13 protein-coding genes are annotated in these 16,951 nt (G+C 66.4%); 4 read left to right on the top strand and 9 right to left on the bottom strand.

What is annotated here, in order from left to right; genetic code table 11:
- Positions 1-68: 68 nt before the first annotated feature.
- A complete protein-coding gene (locus tag FZP69_RS16090) occupies positions 69-1,280 on the bottom strand; it encodes an acyl-CoA dehydrogenase family protein (protein WP_152042401.1) in 1,212 nt (403 codons plus the stop codon).
- Positions 1,281-1,828: 548 nt separating this feature from the next.
- Positions 1,829-2,581, bottom strand: coding sequence for an enoyl-CoA hydratase/isomerase family protein (locus tag FZP69_RS16085; RefSeq protein ID WP_152042400.1), 753 nt, complete (start codon positions 2,579-2,581; stop codon positions 1,829-1,831).
- Between the two features lie 89 nt (positions 2,582-2,670).
- Between FZP69_RS16085 and FZP69_RS16080 the strand changes: the two genes are divergently transcribed.
- On the top strand, positions 2,671-3,438 hold the full coding sequence (locus FZP69_RS16080; RefSeq protein ID WP_152042399.1) for an IclR family transcriptional regulator: 768 nt from the start codon (positions 2,671-2,673) through the stop codon (positions 3,436-3,438).
- 669 nt (positions 3,439-4,107) lie between these two features.
- Here the strand turns inward: FZP69_RS16080 and FZP69_RS16075 are convergent.
- Positions 4,108-5,469: an aminomethyltransferase family protein gene (locus tag FZP69_RS16075; RefSeq protein ID WP_152042398.1), complete on the bottom strand. Its 1,362-nt coding sequence runs from the start codon at positions 5,467-5,469 to the stop codon at positions 4,108-4,110.
- Between the two features lie 213 nt (positions 5,470-5,682).
- Here FZP69_RS16075 and FZP69_RS16070 point away from each other — a divergent pair, with 213 nt between their 5' ends.
- On the top strand, positions 5,683-6,513 hold the full coding sequence (locus FZP69_RS16070; RefSeq protein WP_152042397.1) for an SMP-30/gluconolactonase/LRE family protein: 831 nt from the start codon (positions 5,683-5,685) through the stop codon (positions 6,511-6,513).
- A gap of 911 nt (positions 6,514-7,424) precedes the next feature.
- Here the strand turns inward: FZP69_RS16070 and FZP69_RS16060 are convergent.
- The 4 genes from FZP69_RS16060 to FZP69_RS16045 form a co-directional block, all read right to left on the bottom strand.
- Positions 7,425-7,631 carry a hypothetical protein gene (locus FZP69_RS16060; protein WP_152042395.1) on the bottom strand — a complete coding sequence of 69 codons (207 nt, stop codon included), beginning with the start codon at positions 7,629-7,631 and terminating at the stop codon, positions 7,425-7,427.
- 77 nt (positions 7,632-7,708) lie between these two features.
- The gene (locus tag FZP69_RS16055; protein ID WP_152042394.1) at positions 7,709-7,990 is read right to left on the bottom strand and encodes a hypothetical protein; all 282 of its coding nucleotides are present in this window, start codon (positions 7,988-7,990) and stop codon (positions 7,709-7,711) included.
- Between the two features lie 116 nt (positions 7,991-8,106).
- Positions 8,107-9,474: a nicotinate phosphoribosyltransferase gene (locus FZP69_RS16050; protein WP_152042393.1), complete on the bottom strand. Its 1,368-nt coding sequence runs from the start codon at positions 9,472-9,474 to the stop codon at positions 8,107-8,109.
- A 208-nt stretch (positions 9,475-9,682) separates the two neighbouring features.
- Complete coding sequence (locus FZP69_RS16045; protein ID WP_152042392.1) at positions 9,683-10,093, bottom strand: helix-turn-helix domain-containing protein; 411 nt, start codon at positions 10,091-10,093, stop codon at positions 9,683-9,685.
- A 166-nt stretch (positions 10,094-10,259) separates the two neighbouring features.
- Here FZP69_RS16045 and rdfA point away from each other — a divergent pair, with 166 nt between their 5' ends.
- Together rdfA and FZP69_RS16035 are read left to right on the top strand one after the other, a co-directional pair.
- On the top strand, positions 10,260-10,892 hold the full coding sequence (gene rdfA / locus FZP69_RS16040) for a rod-determining factor RdfA (protein WP_152042391.1): 633 nt from the start codon (positions 10,260-10,262) through the stop codon (positions 10,890-10,892).
- A gap of 125 nt (positions 10,893-11,017) precedes the next feature.
- Complete coding sequence (locus tag FZP69_RS16035; RefSeq protein WP_152042390.1) at positions 11,018-12,964, top strand: archaea-specific SMC-related protein; 1,947 nt, start codon at positions 11,018-11,020, stop codon at positions 12,962-12,964.
- Positions 12,965-13,472: 508 nt separating this feature from the next.
- Here the strand turns inward: FZP69_RS16035 and FZP69_RS16030 are convergent.
- Both FZP69_RS16030 and FZP69_RS16025 read right to left on the bottom strand, forming a co-directional pair.
- Positions 13,473-14,972: a hybrid sensor histidine kinase/response regulator gene (locus tag FZP69_RS16030; protein WP_152042389.1), complete on the bottom strand. Its 1,500-nt coding sequence runs from the start codon at positions 14,970-14,972 to the stop codon at positions 13,473-13,475.
- 446 nt (positions 14,973-15,418) lie between these two features.
- The gene (locus FZP69_RS16025) at positions 15,419-16,783 is read right to left on the bottom strand and encodes a geranylgeranylglyceryl/heptaprenylglyceryl phosphate synthase (protein ID WP_152042388.1); all 1,365 of its coding nucleotides are present in this window, start codon (positions 16,781-16,783) and stop codon (positions 15,419-15,421) included.
- Positions 16,784-16,951: the final 168 nt, after the last annotated feature.

Below are 16,951 nucleotides of genomic sequence, written 5' to 3'. Positions count from 1 at the left end.
ACCTCACATCAGTCTCACACGAGAGACTCGCCCGGCGGGGTCGACGATGACGTTCGCGATGCGGCGCTCTAGCGGTCGAGGAACTGGTTGGCGATGGTCCGGCGCTGAATCTCGTCCGTGCCGTCGTAGATACGCGCCGCACGGGCGGCACGATACTCGCCCTCGAACGGGAGCGACCGGAAGAACCCCGCCCCACCGTGGACCTGAATGGCGACGTCTGCGGCCCGATTCCAGAGCTCCCCACCCCGAAGCCACGCGGCGCTCTGCTCCCACCGTGGGTTCTCACCCTGATCGTACCGCCAGGCGGCGTGCCGGTAGAGCCACCGGGTCTGTTCGATGTCTGTTCGGAGTTCGGCAAGCATGTTCTTGATCGACTGCCGTGTCCCGATCGGCTCCCCGAAGGAGGTTCGCTGTTTCGCGTAGTCGACGCACTGTTCGAACAGCCACTGGGCGCGACCGACGCACTTGGCCGTCAGGTGGAGGCGCGTCCAGCCGACCAGTCGCATCGCCGCGTCCATGAACCCTCGACCCTCCTCACCGACCATCTGCTCCGCGGGCACTCGACAGTCGGTGAAGTGGTTGAACGCGTGTCTGCCGACGTCGCCACCCATCGCCCGCTGGACCTTGCCCTGTTGCCAGCCGGGATTGTCGCGCTCGACGAGGAACGACGAGATCCCGCGCGGGTCGCCGTCCTCGCCCGACGTCCGGGCGTGGACCATGATCGCGTCGGCGAACGTCGAGTTCGTGATGAAACACTTCGTCCCGTCGATCACCCACTCGTCCCCGTCCCGTTCGGCGGTGGTCTCCATGTGGGTGATGTCGCTCCCGTGATCGGGTTCGGTGAGCCCGAAACAGAGGTGCATCTCGGCGTCCATCACCGGATCGAAAAACCGTTCGCGCTGGTACTCGTCGTCGTGACAGGGAAGCAGCGCCGGCGTCACGCTCAGCAGGTCGACGATGTCCTCGTGGAACCCGTCCGGGTGACGGTCGTGGAGGTGCTCCATCATCATGGTGAACTCCAGCAGACTCAACCCGCCGCCCCCGACCGACTCGGGCATGTGCATCGTGTAGAATCCGGCCTCGACGGAGGCTCGCTGGATCTCGTCCATCACCGACAGGTACTCCTCACACACGCGACCGTCCGCGTCGAGCAGGGACTGTTCGCCGGTTTCACCGAGGAACTGGTCGTGTTCGGCTTCGAGCGGTTCGACCTCCAGTTCGATGAACCGGTCGAGCTGGTCGCTGAACGTCTCGACGAGTGGTGGTGTCTCGAAGTTCATACTGTACGATCTACACACCTCCATCGGTACAAAAGCCTGCTGTCGGTACGGATACCACGACGTTCAACCGTCCGGGACGGGGCCGAGCGCGGCGGGATGCGGTGACGCACGAGACGACCGCGAGCCCGGTGGACGCCTTTTGCGGCCGAGTATCACGGCGAGAGCGGTTGAACCGTTCACACGCGATGCAGAGACGTCTATCGACGACCGTGCCCGGCGAGGGTGACGATGGAGTGGTCGGCCCAGAAGACTTCGTTCGCTGGGACGTCCCCGCTGAACTCGTCGTCGGCGAACGAGACGGCGACCGGAGTGATCCGGCACGGTGGCCCACACCAGCCGCAGTCCGGCATCGTCACCCAGCCCTCGGTCTCCGGATGGATAGTATGGGAGTTCGTCGCCGGTTTCCGCCGACGTCGAGTCGATCCGACGTCGCAGTGTGCCAGAACCCTGCTCGGCAGTCACTCCGCACCGCACGCACGACCGTCCGTCCATCGTCACTCCGTGTGGCTTCAGGGCGCGGCTGATACGTTCCGGTCGGCTCGTGGGGGCTATCGTTGCCACTCGGGGTCTCGTTTCTCTCTGAACGCCTCGACACCCTCCTGGAACTCCGGGGCCAGGAACAGCGACGTGAACAGCCCCATCATCCGCTCGTGTTCGCCCGGGTTCGGGAGCGTTCGACCGCTCAGTCCGGTTACGACCGCCAGCGGACGCCGCGGTGATTTCAGGAGGCTCCCGACCAGGTCGTCGACGGCAGCGTCGAGCGCATCCGGGTCGACGACACGGTTGAGCAGCCCCCACTCGAGAGCCGTCGTCGCGTCGATCGGTTCGCCCGTGAGTGCGAGTTCCATGAACTGTTTCCGCGTACACTGGAACGGGTAGCGTTCGAGGCCGTAGCCCGGGTACGCACCCAGCCGGGTCTCAGGAAGGGCAAAACGGGCCTCACTCGTTGCCACGGCGAGGTGAGCCGCGCCCACGAGGTCGACCCCGACGCCGTACGCCGGGCCGTCGACCGCGGCCACGACGGGCACCCTCGCGGTCTCGATCGCCCGGAAGCCCGCGTACACGGTCTCGGCGAACTCGGCGATGGCGGCCGGATCATCCAGCGACGCCAGCCACTCGATGTCCTCGCCGACGCAGAAGACGTTCCCTCGACCGCGGATCACCGCGACTCGGGCCTCTTTCTCGGCCCGTTCGAGCGCGTCGATCAGCTCGTCCCACCCCTCGGCGGTGAACGCGTTGAGTGCGCTCGATCGATCGAGGGTGATCTGTCCCACCTGATCGCACAGCTGGTAGTCGATCATGATCCGATCGACGGCGGGGTACGTTATGAACTCCCCGGTCGTTCACTCTCACCGAACGAATTATAACGATCCATGTCGACGTTCCCGCCATGCACGCGAAAGATTCACCCGCGCTGGTGAAATCGGATCAGACGCTGTTCTCGATCCTCGCTCTCGTCCGTGCGCGGGGAACGATCACGCTGGCGGAACTGGCGGCCGACCTCGACGTGGCGAAGAGCACGATCTACAACCACCTGGTGACGCTCGAACGGGAGGACTTCGTCACCCGTACCGACGAGGGCTACCGGCTCGGACTGCGCTTTCTCGACTACGGACTGGCGGCTCGGCTGGAACACGCGCTGTTCGAGGTCGCCCAAGAGAAGGTCGACGATCTGGCCGAAACCACCGGCGAACAGATCTGGTGTCTCGTCGAGGAACACGGCGAGGCCGTCTACATCTACGGCTCGTCGGGCCGCCAGTCGATCAAGACCCGTGAGTACCCGGGACAGCGGAAACCCCTGCACTGTCTCGCCGCGGGAAAGGCGATCCTCGCACATCTCCCCGAGGCGCGTGTCGACGAGATCGTCGATCGACACGGGCTCGAACGACGGACGGAGAACACGATCACGGATCGCGAGACGCTGGCGGCCGAACTCGCCACGGTCCGGGAGTCGGGCGTCGCGTTCAACCGACAGGAGAGCGCGAAGGGCGTCCACGCGATCGCGTCGCCGATAGTCGGCAGCGACGACGAGGTCCTGGGCGCGATCAGCATCGGCGGGCCCGCCCACCGTCTGACCGGAGAGAACCAGAGCGAGAACCTGACGAACCTCATCCTCGGTGCCACCAACGAGATCGAGATCAATATCCGGGAGCTGTAACTCGGTATCGACCTCGATCCACACCCCGTTTCGTATGACCGAACTTATCAGTCGTCTTTCATTTCGATCCCGAATCAGGCGTGTTCGACGTGTCAGACGGTGGAATTCGCCGGTCGAGAGTGGCGAGAGCCATGTCAGACTGGTTCACTGAAACGCACACTACAAGGACGTATTGTGTGACACGTGTTCACATTGTCCCATTCGACCGGTCGTTCGGTGACAATCGTCTCACAAATCGATCCTGATCGTCTCTGTTCAGCCCAGTCGAACTGCCCGCCGACCGAGATTCACCCGTGGAACTGCAGGTTCGAGCGGTCCGTTACAGACATAGTGCTGTAAGTCACCAGCCTGCCGAAACGGACGGGAACGCGTGGCCCCCGTCTCGCGTTCAGTGATACCGAACGCTCCGACAGCTCGGCGTCGGGCGTCGAGGGCAGTCGTGTCGGATCAGGGTCGAGAGACGGAGACCGGGTGCACGGAACAGTCGGCGGTCGCTGCGTGCGAACGGTCAGTCGGTACGTCAGCAGCTCCTCGTCTCGTCAGGAACACCGCTGCGAGGGCAACGAGGAACCAGTTCTCACTCGTCTCGACGACGCGGAGAGAATCAATCGGACTCGCGCGTGGAACCACGACCGAGAAGTCGTCAGGAACCGATCACGACCCGGGCGGCTAGTCGTTCACACGACCGCCCTGGACGTACGGTGCGGGCGCGACCGTCGCGCCGATCTCGACCGGTTCGTGCCGCTCGACGCGCCGCTTCTCCGTCTCGTCACCCCAGACGAACGTCACCTCGGTCCCCGGCTCGCTGTACTCGGGATCGATCGTCGCGAGGGAGAGCATCTCCCGCGTGTAGTAGAGGTAGCCCGGATACTTCGACAGTCCGACCACCTCGCCGTCCTTGTACACCGCGTCGTAGTGCGAGACCGACCACTGGGTGGCCACGTCGGGGAGATTGATGTACTTGTTCGTCTCGCCCTCGCGGAAGAGCGACGCGTAGACGTCGACGACGTCCTCGGCGTCCCACACGAGCGTCACCCGTTCGCGGTGTGGCTCGTCGGCCATCTCCGCCAGCGCGTCCCTGCCGACGAACTCGTGGTCGAAGTCGATCAGGTGGCCCTTCCCCTGCTCCATCGGGGTCATGTAGTAGTCGGTGATGTCGTCGGAGGCGTAGCTCCCGCCGACCGACAGGTTCGCCTCCATGCTGTCGGCACCCAGCCACTCGCGGTAGTCGCTCAACTCCTCGTGTTCGTAGATCGCCGGCACGGCCGCGACGAACCAGCCGGAGCCGATCTTTCCGGTCTTGTAGGCTTTCGTCCCCAGCTGACGGATCCCGTACTCCTCGCCCGCCGCGAAGATCTTGTCGAGGACGTCGTCGTGGTGTTCGTGCGGGCCGAAGATCTCGAGCCCCGGCATCGCCGCCATCCCGTGGCTGAGCGCGAACGTCTCGACCCCGTCGATCTCGACGGTGTCCATCTTGAAGAACGGGATCTCCGGGAGGGGACCGTCGACGACTTCCTCCATGACGGAGAGCGCGTCCGGCCCCTGCACCTGGAACCTGAACTCGGGAGGTTCCTCGTCGCCGAACGGGCTGTACGGGACGTCCATACTCACGTCGTAGTCGCCGGTTTCCCCGTTGTAGCGGATCCAGTTGTTGATCCACTCAGAGCCGACCGACGTGAACGTGTCCTCTCCCGTGTAGAAGACGATGACGTCCCCGATCACGTAGCCGTCCGGGTTACAGGTCAGGTAGTTGATCGCCTGCGGTGGTGCCTCGTTCCGCATCTTCTCGAAGCTGTTCACACTGAGGTGATCCAGCAGGTCGACCGCGTCCGGCCCCTCGATCTGGAGGATCTCCATGTGGTACGACTGGTCGACGACGGCGACGCTCTCGCGCACCGCCCGCTGTTCCTCGATCCAGTTCGTGTACTCCTCGCGGAAGACGTACGGTTGCCACGAGAGGTCGTTGTTCCGGAACATCTTCGCGACGTTGTCCGCCGACTGGAGCACCTGGGCTAGGTTTTCGGCAGCCATGGTCTGTAGATACTCGAAGTATGTATAATGCTTTGGGTGACCGACGGGCTCTCTCGACTCGCCGTGCGGCGCAGCCCAGTCCGTGTCGCTGGACGGACCCCGGACAGTGTGGACGGGGCAGACCTGCCGCGACGAGCCGGCTGGAGTTCGCTCTCCGGTTGCGAAACGTACTAATCGGTTCTCCACGGATGGAACGTCGGTGTTCACGACGACATGCCAGACGTACTCACTGACACGCTCGAGTTCGGCGAGGGGCCTGCGTTCGACCCCGAGGGAGATCTCTGGTGCACGGAGGTAGACGGTGGACGACTCGTCCACCGGACCGCCGCTGGACTCCGGCAGCATCCGACGGACGGGAGTCCGAGCGCCATCGTCTTCGACGAGGAGGGACGAGCCCTCGTCTGTGACGGTGACCAGAACGCGGTCAGACGGTTCGATCCCGAGACACTCGACTGGGAGACGGTCGTGGGCACGAGAGCTGGCGAACCGCTCCGTGCGCCGAACGATCTGGTGTTCGGACCGTCGGGTTCGCTCGTCTTCACGTGTCCCGGTGGCTCTCGCTACGAGCCGATCGGCTACGTCTGTTGTCTCCGCCCCGACGGCACGCTCACCACGATCGGTGAGGGACTGTACTTCCCCAACGGACTGGCGTTCGACGCGGACGGGGACGAACTGATCGTCGCGGAGACGGTCAGTCACAGGCTCTGGAAAGGAACCTGGGATAGCGAACACTTCGAGTGGACCGACCGCGAGATCTGGTGTGAGATCGGCGGTCCCGTGGGACCGGACGGGATGGCGTTCGGTGCTGATGGACGACTGTACGTAGCCGTCTTCGGCTCCGGCGAGATCCGAGTGATCGGCCCCGACGGTACCATCGAGGAGCGGATCGACGTCCCGGGTCGGGATCCGACGAACGTTGCGTTCGATCCCGCCGGCACGCTCGGGATGGTCGTCACCGAAGCGGCCGAGGGCCTGCTCCTCAGCTACCCCGGCCGCGGTCCGGGCACGACCGTGTTCACCTCCAGTAGCGACGGCTGGGTGTGAGGGGACACGTCCGGCGACACCGCTCGCCTCTCCCGTGGTCGAGCAGCGGGGCGTGTGAGGGACGACGTCGGTACCCTCCGGATTCTACAAAATAATTGTATTCTTTACGTTTTATACTTTCTGATATAACGAACGTCGACGTGCCGACACGGACGATTCGGTTTTCGGCATCCGTCCGGGATCGCTCGCTCGTGGGTACGCCGCCGCCGCGCTCTCGGATCCCACGAAGACCGACCGTCGGCGCCGGTTCTGCGGGTACTGGCACGTCTCGAGAGGGACAGACGACACGACGAACGGGTACGACCAGCATCGTCGAGGTCGACGGGCTCGCCGATACGCTCCATTCGGTCGCGTCGCGGTAGATCACCACGGAGACCGCTACCAGCGGCCGAATCTGTCGGTAGCCGTGACCCGCCGTGATGAGCTCGCGATCGCGAGCGGCGGGACACGCCTCGGCTCTCGAATCGACGCGCTCATCCGTATCTTAGTATAATCTCTATGATACTCAAGTTCTCGTTTATACAACTATATGTGCACATACGATGACATCGTGGGGCGAGCCGGCCCGCGAGCCACGCGTCGTACCGTTCTTCGGAGATCGTCTCGGGCGCGAACGGGAACAGATGTGCCCCGGTCGTCGTCCACGACGCCTGTGAGACGACGGGACACCGGGGACTCCCCCCACTCGAAAGCCAGCTCGCGGTCGCCGTCGGCGACCGTAACGGAAACGCCGCCCCCTCGACACCCTTCTCCGGTAGCCGCCGTTTGTCAGCTGAGTACATTCGCAACCTCCGCAGGCCGCTCTCCGCTCCCGGCGCGTCGAGTCCGGCTCTCACCCGCGTCCGGGTCGTGTCTGTGGACTCGACGGCGTCCGGTCACGATCGGGATCGAATCCGGGGACGTCGATGAGCTTACCGGGATCGTAAGCGGAGGAGGTCGACGACGGTCAGCACGAAGCCGATCATCCACACGGAGAACAGCGCGAGGTACGCCGCGTAGCTGAGCGTCCCGTCCGGGAGCGCCATGCCGACGACCGCGAGGGCGGCCATCACGGCGACAGTCAGCGCGTTCCGCCTCGTGAACACCACCTGCGCGAGTTCCGCGACGGCGCCCGACATGCGCGTCACTTCACCCACGAGTCACTTACGTACTTCCATTCGACCGTCCCGACGGTCGCCTCTCGTCTCCCGACCGTTCACTCTCCGCTCGATCCGGCGGGTATCGGCGGATCAGAATCGTCGAGATCGTCCGACAGCGAGAGGGAGTCGACCGCGGTATCCAGTCGTGCGCCGGCGAAGAACGTCGCGCCGGCGGCGACGCCGACACCGACGCCTCCGAAGACGAGCGTCACGAAGAGGGAGTCGACGCCGAAGAGCACCGGCACCGCCGCGGTCGTCGGGACGAAGAGCCCACAGGCGAAGACGGAGACGTAGATGCGGGCGAGCGTTCGCCACACCCCGTCTTCGGACCGCGCCATACGTTCGGTTTCTCGTGAAGATTCATATTTGTTACTACCGGGAGACGCACGGACCTGGATCGCTCGTCGGGTCCGCCACGGCCGCGCGACAGTCGGACGACGTCCGGGGGACAGAGTCAGATCGCCCGCGACTCGAGCCGTTCGCGGAGCGCGTCGGTCTCGGCCGCGAGTGCGTCGCTGACCGACACCTCGTACCTCTCCGGATCATCGATCGCGCGGACGCCGTCGGGGAGCGCCCGCACGTTGCGTCGGGTGACCGCCCGGATCGCGTCGAGCGACGGGCGGTCGGAGACGACGTCGCCGTCCACGACGACCGTCTCGAGGATGTCGCGGCCGTCGACCTCCTCGTCGCGCCGACCGAGCACGTCGCGGACGAAAGTCCCTCCCTGTTCGACGCGCCCGACGCGCTTCCCACCGGGGTACGTTACTTTCCCCGACGAGAGCTTCATGCTCGGTCGCATCTCCCCGTCGCGTTCGACGGCGACCAGCTTGTAGACGATGTCGAGCGCCGGCGCGTCCTCGCTGGTGGTGAGTGCGGTGCCCGGGCCGAAGCCCGCGCCGACGCCGCCGCTCGTGAGGAACTCCCTGATGGCGTACTCGTCCATCCCGCTGGAGATGAACTGATCGACGTCGGGGAGGATCTCGTCGACCGCCTTCGACAGTGCGACCAGGTCGCCCGAGTCGAGTCTGACTCCCCGGAGATCGACGCCCATGTCGGCCGCCACCTCCTTCGCGAGTTCGGCCCCGCCGACCGTGTCGTACGTGTCTATGAGGAGCGTGCTGTCGTCGCCGTACTCGGCGAGGAACGTCTCGAACGCCTCGCGCTCGGTCGGGAAGCTCTGTACCCACGAGTGCGCCATCGTCCCGTACGTGGGGATCCCGAACGCCTCGCCCGCCGCGACGTTCGAGGTGCCGTCGAAGCCGCCGACGTACGCCGCGCGGGCGGCCTTCAGCCCGGCGTCGACACCGTGGGCCCGGCGCGAACCGAAGTCGACCAGCGTCTGCTCGTCGCCGTACCGCTCGACGACGTCGCGCATGCGCGCGGCCTTCGTCGCCACCAGGCTCTGGAACCCCACCTGGTTGAGCACGAGCGTCTCGAGGAGTTGCGCCTCGACGAGCGACCCCGTCACCTCGACGATGGGCTCGTCCGGGAAGACGACCGTCCCCTCGGGCACGGCTCTGATCTCGCCGCCGAACTCGAACCCCGCCAGGTAGTCGAGGAAGTCGTCGTCGAAGCCCGTCCGCTCGAGGTACGCGAGCGCGCGGTCACCGAACGAGAGTTCCTCGACGGCCGCGACGACCTGTTCGAGCCCCGCCGCGACGAGGTAGCCTCGGTCGTCCGGGAGGGACCGAAAGAAGAGGCTGAACGTCGCGTCGGGCGTGTGTCCCTGGTTTACGTACCCCTGCATCATCGAGAGCTCGTACCGATCCGTGAACAGTGCGAGCGTCTCGGGACCGAGGTGACCGAACGTCCCTGCTGTCATGTTCTTGCCACTACTCTCCAGGGATAAAACGTATCGTGTGCCGTGACTCGGCGACGCTCGAATCCGGTGTCGAGTCCACGGTGTCTCCACCCCTGAGACGGCAGACGGTGTCCGGCAGTCGGGTTCGACGCGATCGGCCCGGGTGACGTCCGTGCCGGTCCACGGCCACGGTGTGGCAGACAGTTGTTTTTGTACTCGCTCCGACGACTCACTCGGAGAGTTCTCCGAGGAGTCGACGGACGTGCCCCTCGGAGTACGAGACGTCGAACTCGCGGTCGAGGACGTCCCTGAGCGTGGGTGGTGTCCACTCCTCGCGGTCGATTCCGTACGGTGTCGGTCCCGCCTCCACGACGTCCCGGAGCACCGACCGGTCCAGTTCTCGCGGCCGTCCGGGCCGGTCTTCGTCGGTGATCGCCTCCTCGAGCGGGCGCTCCTCGAAGCGCGAGAGCCAGTAGTAGACCGTCGACCGGGGGATCCCGTACCGATCGCTCAGTTCGTCCACCGGAGCCCCATCGAGGTAGTCCAGCGCCACCATGAGGCGCTTCGTCGCCTTCGCGTCGGTCGCGTCGGCGAGCGCCGCTCGGAGCATCGACGGATCGACGTTCTCCAGTTTACCCATACGGACACGGCGTCGCGCGCCCTCTTAAATCTAAGGACATATGTCCGCAGCTCACCACCGATCCGTCGGTCCGTGGACGGGTCGTGCGGGACATCTCGAATGGGTCGCGGCGCCCACCTTGGGCGAGTCGGTACACCCAAGAGTATCGGGGGGTTGTATGACGGGTATGAGCGATGCAGACGACACGGAGACCGCACCGGGGCCACGCGGGAAGGTCGAACGTGTCCTCGAGGCCTACGGTCTCGAGGGACTGGGCGACGAGTTGGAACGCCGGTGGACGGGGGCGACGGGCGACCGCGAGAGCCTGCGGAGTCTCGCCGATCGGTTCAACCGGGCCGTCCTCCGGACCGCCCTCGACGAGGCGGGAGCGAGCCCGCTCGACGGCGAGGTGGAGAACACGTACCGACTCCTCCGGGGCGACGACGTCAGCCCCGGGATGCGGACCGAGGTCCGCCGCCAGCTCGAGCGCGGCGGTGTCGACCTCGACAGCGTCGAATCCGACTTCGTCTCCCACCAGGCGATCCACACCTACCTCCGCGAACACCGCGGTGCCGAACTCGAGACCGAGGAGGTGTCTCGGATCGAGAAGGAAACACAGACCATTCGTCGGCTCCAGGGCCGCATCTCCGTCGTGACGGAGAGCGGGCTCACCCGACTGTCGAACGCAGGCGACGTCACGGTCGGCGACTTCGAGGTGTTGACCGACGTCCAGGTGTACTGCAGCGACTGTGGCTCGCAGTACGAGGCGGTCGAACTCATCGAGCGCGGTGGCTGCGACTGCGAGTCCGACACGGCGTGAGCGTCGCGCTCACCGGCGTCGAACTGTCGCGCTCACCGACGTCCGGGCGGAACCCGTGCAGGAGGACGACATAACTCTCGTTATGGTCATGAACGCTTATGTATGGCGCGGGCAATGATCATTCGATGACCTCAGCACAGACGCCGGATACAGACCTCGCCATCGACGTCCGCGTCGAGAACGTCGGTGGGATCTCCGAATCCGAGGTCACGCTTCGGCCGGGCGTCTCGGTCCTCGCGGGCAGGAACGCGACGAATCGAACCTCGTTCCTCCAGGCCCTGATGGCCGCACTCGGAAGCGAGCACGTCTCGCTGAAGGGTGACGCCGACGCCGGCCGCGTCGACCTCACCATCGACAACGAGACGTACAGCCGGACGCTCACGCGGACGGGGACGACGGTACAGACCGGTGGCGACCCGTTCCTCGACGATCCCGAACTCGCCGACCTGTTCGCGTTCCTCCTGGAATCGAACGAGGCGCGCCGGGCGGTCGCCCGGGGCGACGACCTCCGCGAACTCATCATGCGGCCGGTCGACACCACGGCGATCAACGCCGAGATCGATCGGCTCGAGCGAGAGAAACGCGACCTGGACGACGAGCTCGACCAGCTCGATACGCTCGCCGACTCGCTCCCCCAGCTGGAGGAGCGACGGACGAAACTCGAGACGCGGATCGAGGAGGCAGAGGCCGAACTCGCGGCTGCGCGCGAGGAACTCGAGACGGCGGACACGAGTGTCCAGCGGTCACGCGAGGAGAAGAACGCCCTCGACGAGAAGCTCGAAGCGCTCGGGGACACACGCGACGACCTCGAGTCGGTCCGCTACGACATCGAGACCGAGCGCGAGAGTCTCGACTCCCTTCGGGCCGACCGCGACGACCTCGAGTCGGAGCTCGAGGCGGCAGAGGGGACCGACTCCAGCGACGTCACGGCGATCGAGGCGGAGCTCGACCGGCTCCGAGAGCGCCGCCAGCAGCTCGACTCGACGGTCAAACAGCTCCAGAGCGTCATCCAGTTCAACGAGGAGATGCTGGAGGGGACCAACGAGGAGATCGCCCACGCGCTCCGCGACGACGACGGCTCCGTCACCGATGGCCTGCTCGCCGACACCTCGGTGGTCTGCTGGACCTGCGGGACGGACGTCGAGCGCGAACAGATCGAGACGACGCTCGACCGACTCCGCGACCTCCGACAGGAGAAGATGTCGGAGCGGCGGTCGCTGAAACAGGACATCTCGGCGGAACAGTCCCGACGCGACGAGATCCAGTCCGCCGTCCGGGAGCACGACCAGCTCGAACGGCGGCTGCAGAGCGTCACGGACGAGATCGAACGCCGCGAGGAGAAGGTCGAACGACTCCAGGAACGCCGGGACGAACTCCAAGAGCGCGTCACCGACCTCGAAGCGGAGGTCGAGTCGCTGGAGGACGAGACGTACAGCGAGGTGCTCGACCACCACAAGGAGGTGAACCGCCGCGAGTTCGAACTCGACCGGCTGCGGGACGAGAAACGCGAGGTCGAAGCCGAGATCGAGGAGATCGAGCGCAGCCTCGCCGAACGCGACGAGATCGAAGACGACCGGGAAGCCGTGACGGAGGAACTCGCCGAACTGCGGACCCGCATCGACCGCATCGAGCGCGAGGCCGTCGAGGAGTTCAACGAACACATGGACGAGGTGCTCTCGCTCCTCGAGTACGAGAACATCGACCGCATCTGGATCGAGCGCACGGAGACCACGGTCCGCGAGGGGCGGCGTCGGGTGGAAAAGACCGTCTTCGACCTCCACATCGTCCGAACGACCGACGAGGGCTCTGCGTACGAGGACACCGTCGACCACCTCTCCGAGAGCGAACGGGAGGTAACGGGGCTCGTGTTCGCGCTGGCGGGCTATCTGGTCCACGAGGTGTACGAGACGTGTCCGTTCTTACTCGTCGACTCGCTGGAGGCGATCGACTCGAACCGGATCGCCGCACTCATCGACTACTTCGCGTCGTTCGCCGACAACCTCGTCGTCGCACTCCTCCCCGAGGACGCCCAGGCGCTCGACGACGACTACCGGCGCGTCACCGACATCTGAGGCCGGTTCGCAGACGCAGGACGTTACATCGTTATTCGTGTAACGCATCGGACGCACTGGCGTCGTGACGCCCGGGTCGGTACGTTCAGACCTGCCGGATTCGCCGGAAGTAGTCTCTCGTTTCGAGAGTACCTCTTCGGCGGTGTCGGGGGCACGCGGTCGCCGTCTCGGGTCGTGCACGGGCACACGGATCGGCGTGTCTCCTCGTGCCGGTGTACCTGGCTCACCGTCTCGTATCAGTGTCTCGCCCCGTCGCTCGTCACCCTGGACACGTCACGGACGATTCCCTCGAATATCTCGTCGTTGTTCCGGTTCCTCACCGCGACGATCGGCACACACCGCGGTGACGATCGTCAGTGCGGCGCTCGGTCACGCCCCGGACACCACCGATCTACACTTACCCGTGCCAGTCGCATCGACCCCGGACTCGTCTTCAAAACGGGAACCGAGTTCTAACGAGGCCGGTCGATCCGGCGAGAGCGATGCCGGCGACTCACGGCTGCGGTACTCAGTCGGTGGTCACGGCGTCGTCGGCCACGACCGCGTTCTCCCCGGGGTCGGAGTCGTTCGACGTCGGTTCGCTGGCGTCTCCGGGTCGTTCGATGTCGCGAAACTCGAACCGGGCGCCACCGTCTGCCCCGCGCGTCACGGTGATCGTCCAGCCGTGGGCGTCCGCGACGCGGCGGACGATGGCGAGGCCGAACCCCGTCCGGGTCGGCGACGAGGAGACGCCGTAGTCGAAGATCCCGTCGAGGCCGTCGTCGATTCCGGGCCCGTCGTCGCTGACCGCGAACCCACATCCGTCCAGTACGTCGACGACGTGGACGAGCGCCGTTGGCCCGGCATGGGTGATGGCGTTCGAGAAGAGGTTCTCGAGGAGCTGGCGGAGCCGCCCGGCGTCGGCCATGACGACCGTGTCGGTCTCGACCACGAGCCGGGCCGCTTTCGTGTCGACCGACTGCCAGGCGGCTTCGGCGACCTGCGCCAGCGGGACGGCCGAGAGGTCGGTCAGGTCCTCCCCCTCGCGGGCGAGCGTCAGGAGGTCGTCGATGATCGCCTCCATCCGCTCGAGCGCGAGCCGCACGTCGACGGCGTGAGAGACGTCCTCCGTCGCCTCGATCAGCGAGAGATTGCCGCTGGCGACCGTCAGCGGGTTGCGCAGGTCGTGTGAGACGACGCTGGCGAACTCCGCGAGTCGGTCGCGCTGGCGTTCGAGTTGCGTCGCGCGCTCGACGCGTCCCGTCACGTCGTGGGAGTTGATGACGAACCCCGCGATGTCGGGGTCGGCGATGAGGTTGCGGCCGGTGTTCTCGAGGACGATCCATCCCTTCTCCGGATGGTCGAATCGGAAGGTGATGACGGGCCGGGCGGTCGGGTCGGCGATCGCCCGGGCGAGCGTCTCCGCCACGTACTCGACGTCGTCGGGATGCAGATACTGGAAGCCGACCTCGCCGACGAGCTCCTCGGGATCGTAGCCGAAGACGTGACGGGACGCGGGCGAGACGTACTGGAACACGCCGTTCGCGTCGACGATCGAGACCACGTCCGACGACTGTTCGACGAGCTTTCGGAAGCGCCGCTCCTGGGCGTCGACCGTCCGGGTCGTGCGGTACCTGGTCGCCAGGTTCCACACGCGCCGGGCGAGCAGCGCGACGTGCTCGCGGTCGTCCGACTGCTGGACGTAGTCCGTCACGCCCGCGGAAATCGCCTCGCTCGCCACGGTCTCGCTCCCGGCGGCCGTGTAGAGCACGAACGGGAGCTCCGGATGTGTGGTGCGAACCGCTCTGAGCAACGCCAGCCCGTCCGTTTCGGGGAGCGCGTGGTCGGAGAGCACGCAGTCGACGTCGCCGAGGTGGTCCGCCGCTGTGTCCGTCGTGACCGGAACGACGTCCAGTGACGGCTGTTCGGCGGCGAACTGTCGTACGACGCGCTCTCTGACCGCCTCGTCGGTGGTGACGTGGAGGACACGCGGCTGCTCGTCGTCGGGGCTCGGCTCGGTGTTCGTCATCGACCAGTGGTTGTTCTCTACACGGGCGGCTGTTATATAATAGATGCCTAATCCCGCGGCGTGACGACGCCGCTCGGTCGGTGCAGTCTAGCGGTTAATCAGTGATTTAGGACTCGCTGTCGACGGCTCGTCGTACGGATCGTAGCTCCGATGCCGTGACGGTCGCACCGGCGGCGTGGCTCCCGGGCGGTGCGTGGTCGTAAAACCGTGTTCGATCCTCGCTTCAGGCGCTCCGGTCGCAGTCTGCACAGAGTGTCGTCACCGACATCGACAGCATCCCGGTGTGCTCGCGGGTCAGTGGGCAGCCACAGCGGCTGCAGGTGGGCGTGTTCATAGTGCTCGTTTACTCCGTCCGTACGTGGGGCTGGTGACTCTTGGTTATGGGCCCCGTACCGATCGGGTCGTGGTGAGCCTCGCCGGGTCGTCGTCGCGGCTACGTACCCGTCTCACTGACCGATGCCGTCTTCTCGTTGGCCGCCTCGGTCGTCCCCGACGCCTGCGGTGTCGCCGCCGGGGTCACTCCGTCCCTCCCCGGCAGCCGCGGGCGTCGCAGGGCTCAGGTGGGCGGCGAGTGGGTTCGCCCACGGCTCCCCTCTGACCGCTCCGACCGCCGCCCGTCCCCAGCGACGCTCCGCGCCGTCGCCCACCTCGTCGTGTCCCCTCGCGAACCGCACCCCGGCGGTGCACGCGCAGTCGACTGCGGCGGTCGCCGCTCGTTCGGCGGACGCGTCGGTACTCGACCGGAGGTGGAGCCAGACGGTCAGCGTGTCGACGAGCACGCGGCGTGCCGTCGCCGTCGGATCGCCGACGTCGGGGATCGTCGAGAGGTACGACGCGGCGGCCGTCTCCGCGACCCGGACCTCCGCTTCGACCCACTCGTCGACGCGTTCTCTGGACGCGGTTCCGCTGAAGACGGGCCGAGCACGCGCGAAGAGCGACGCCTCCTCGCGGGCGATCTCGTGGAAGACGTCGCCGACGACGACGGCGTCCGCACCGGCGTCGAACACCCGCTCGACGTCCGTCCGCGACGTCAGACCCCCGCCGTACCACACCCGCGAGCGCGAGACGGCCGGTCGGACCGCACGGAGGAGCCGTTCGGCGTCTCGTCCGCCGAACCGCCCCGAGTACTCGACGTAGATCACGGGACTCGACAGGTAGCGGTCGGCGACGGTCGCTCGTCGCGCCGCCTCCGCGGGCGAGAGTACGTCTTCGGCGGTGACGCCGGCCTCGCGCGCCGCGGCGCTGTCGGGGTTCTGGACGAGGTACGCCTCGAACACGGCGGTCTCGAGGAGCCACGAGGTCGCGGCGTCGGCGAGCGCGTCGCGGACGACGGCGGGCGTCCACCGTGGGAGCCGCGAGTCGACCATCGCCGGGGCGAGTTCGTCGCGGACGCGCTGGATGCCCGCGCCGAGCTCACCCACGATGGCGTCCGTGCTCCCGTTGAGCACCTGCGGCACGGCGATGAACGCGGCTACTTCCCGCGTCCGGTCGGTGACGTGCGCCGGGTCGCTCGGCTCGTGGAAGGTCGGCCGGTCGACGACCGACAGCAGCGCGAACGTCGCCTCCGTGTTCGCCTGCGTGACCGCCGACGAGCCGCCGACGGCGACTGCGTCCGTATGCCGGAGGTACGCCGGATACAGCAGCGGCAGCCGTTTCTCGTCCTCCGGATCGATCTTCGTGAGGTGTGTCCACGCCCGTGGGACCGGGTTGGTGTCGACGGGGAGGGCGCGCCCGACGACGCGTCCCAGCGCCGCGAGGCGTCCCACCCCCACCCCGAGCCGCTCACGCCGCGTCCTGTCGCTCGCTGTCACGCGTGTTCACACGAGGACGTCCGCGGTGACGCGTCAAAACGCACTCGGTGTCGGGCGTCGGCCTCGAGATCGACGCGGAGTGGTGGCGGCGCGTGGACGGCCGACGATCCGGTGACGGCTCGGTGGCCATGGCAACTTTCAAGCCGGTCCCGCGGGGAACCGCTCGTA

This window comes from Salinigranum salinum (assembly GCF_009176545.1).
Classification (GTDB): Archaea; Halobacteriota; Halobacteria; order Halobacteriales; family Haloferacaceae; genus Salinigranum; species Salinigranum salinum.
The sequence above is the reverse complement of the archived record's forward strand: the minus strand, read 5'-3'. Positions and strand labels throughout refer to the sequence as shown.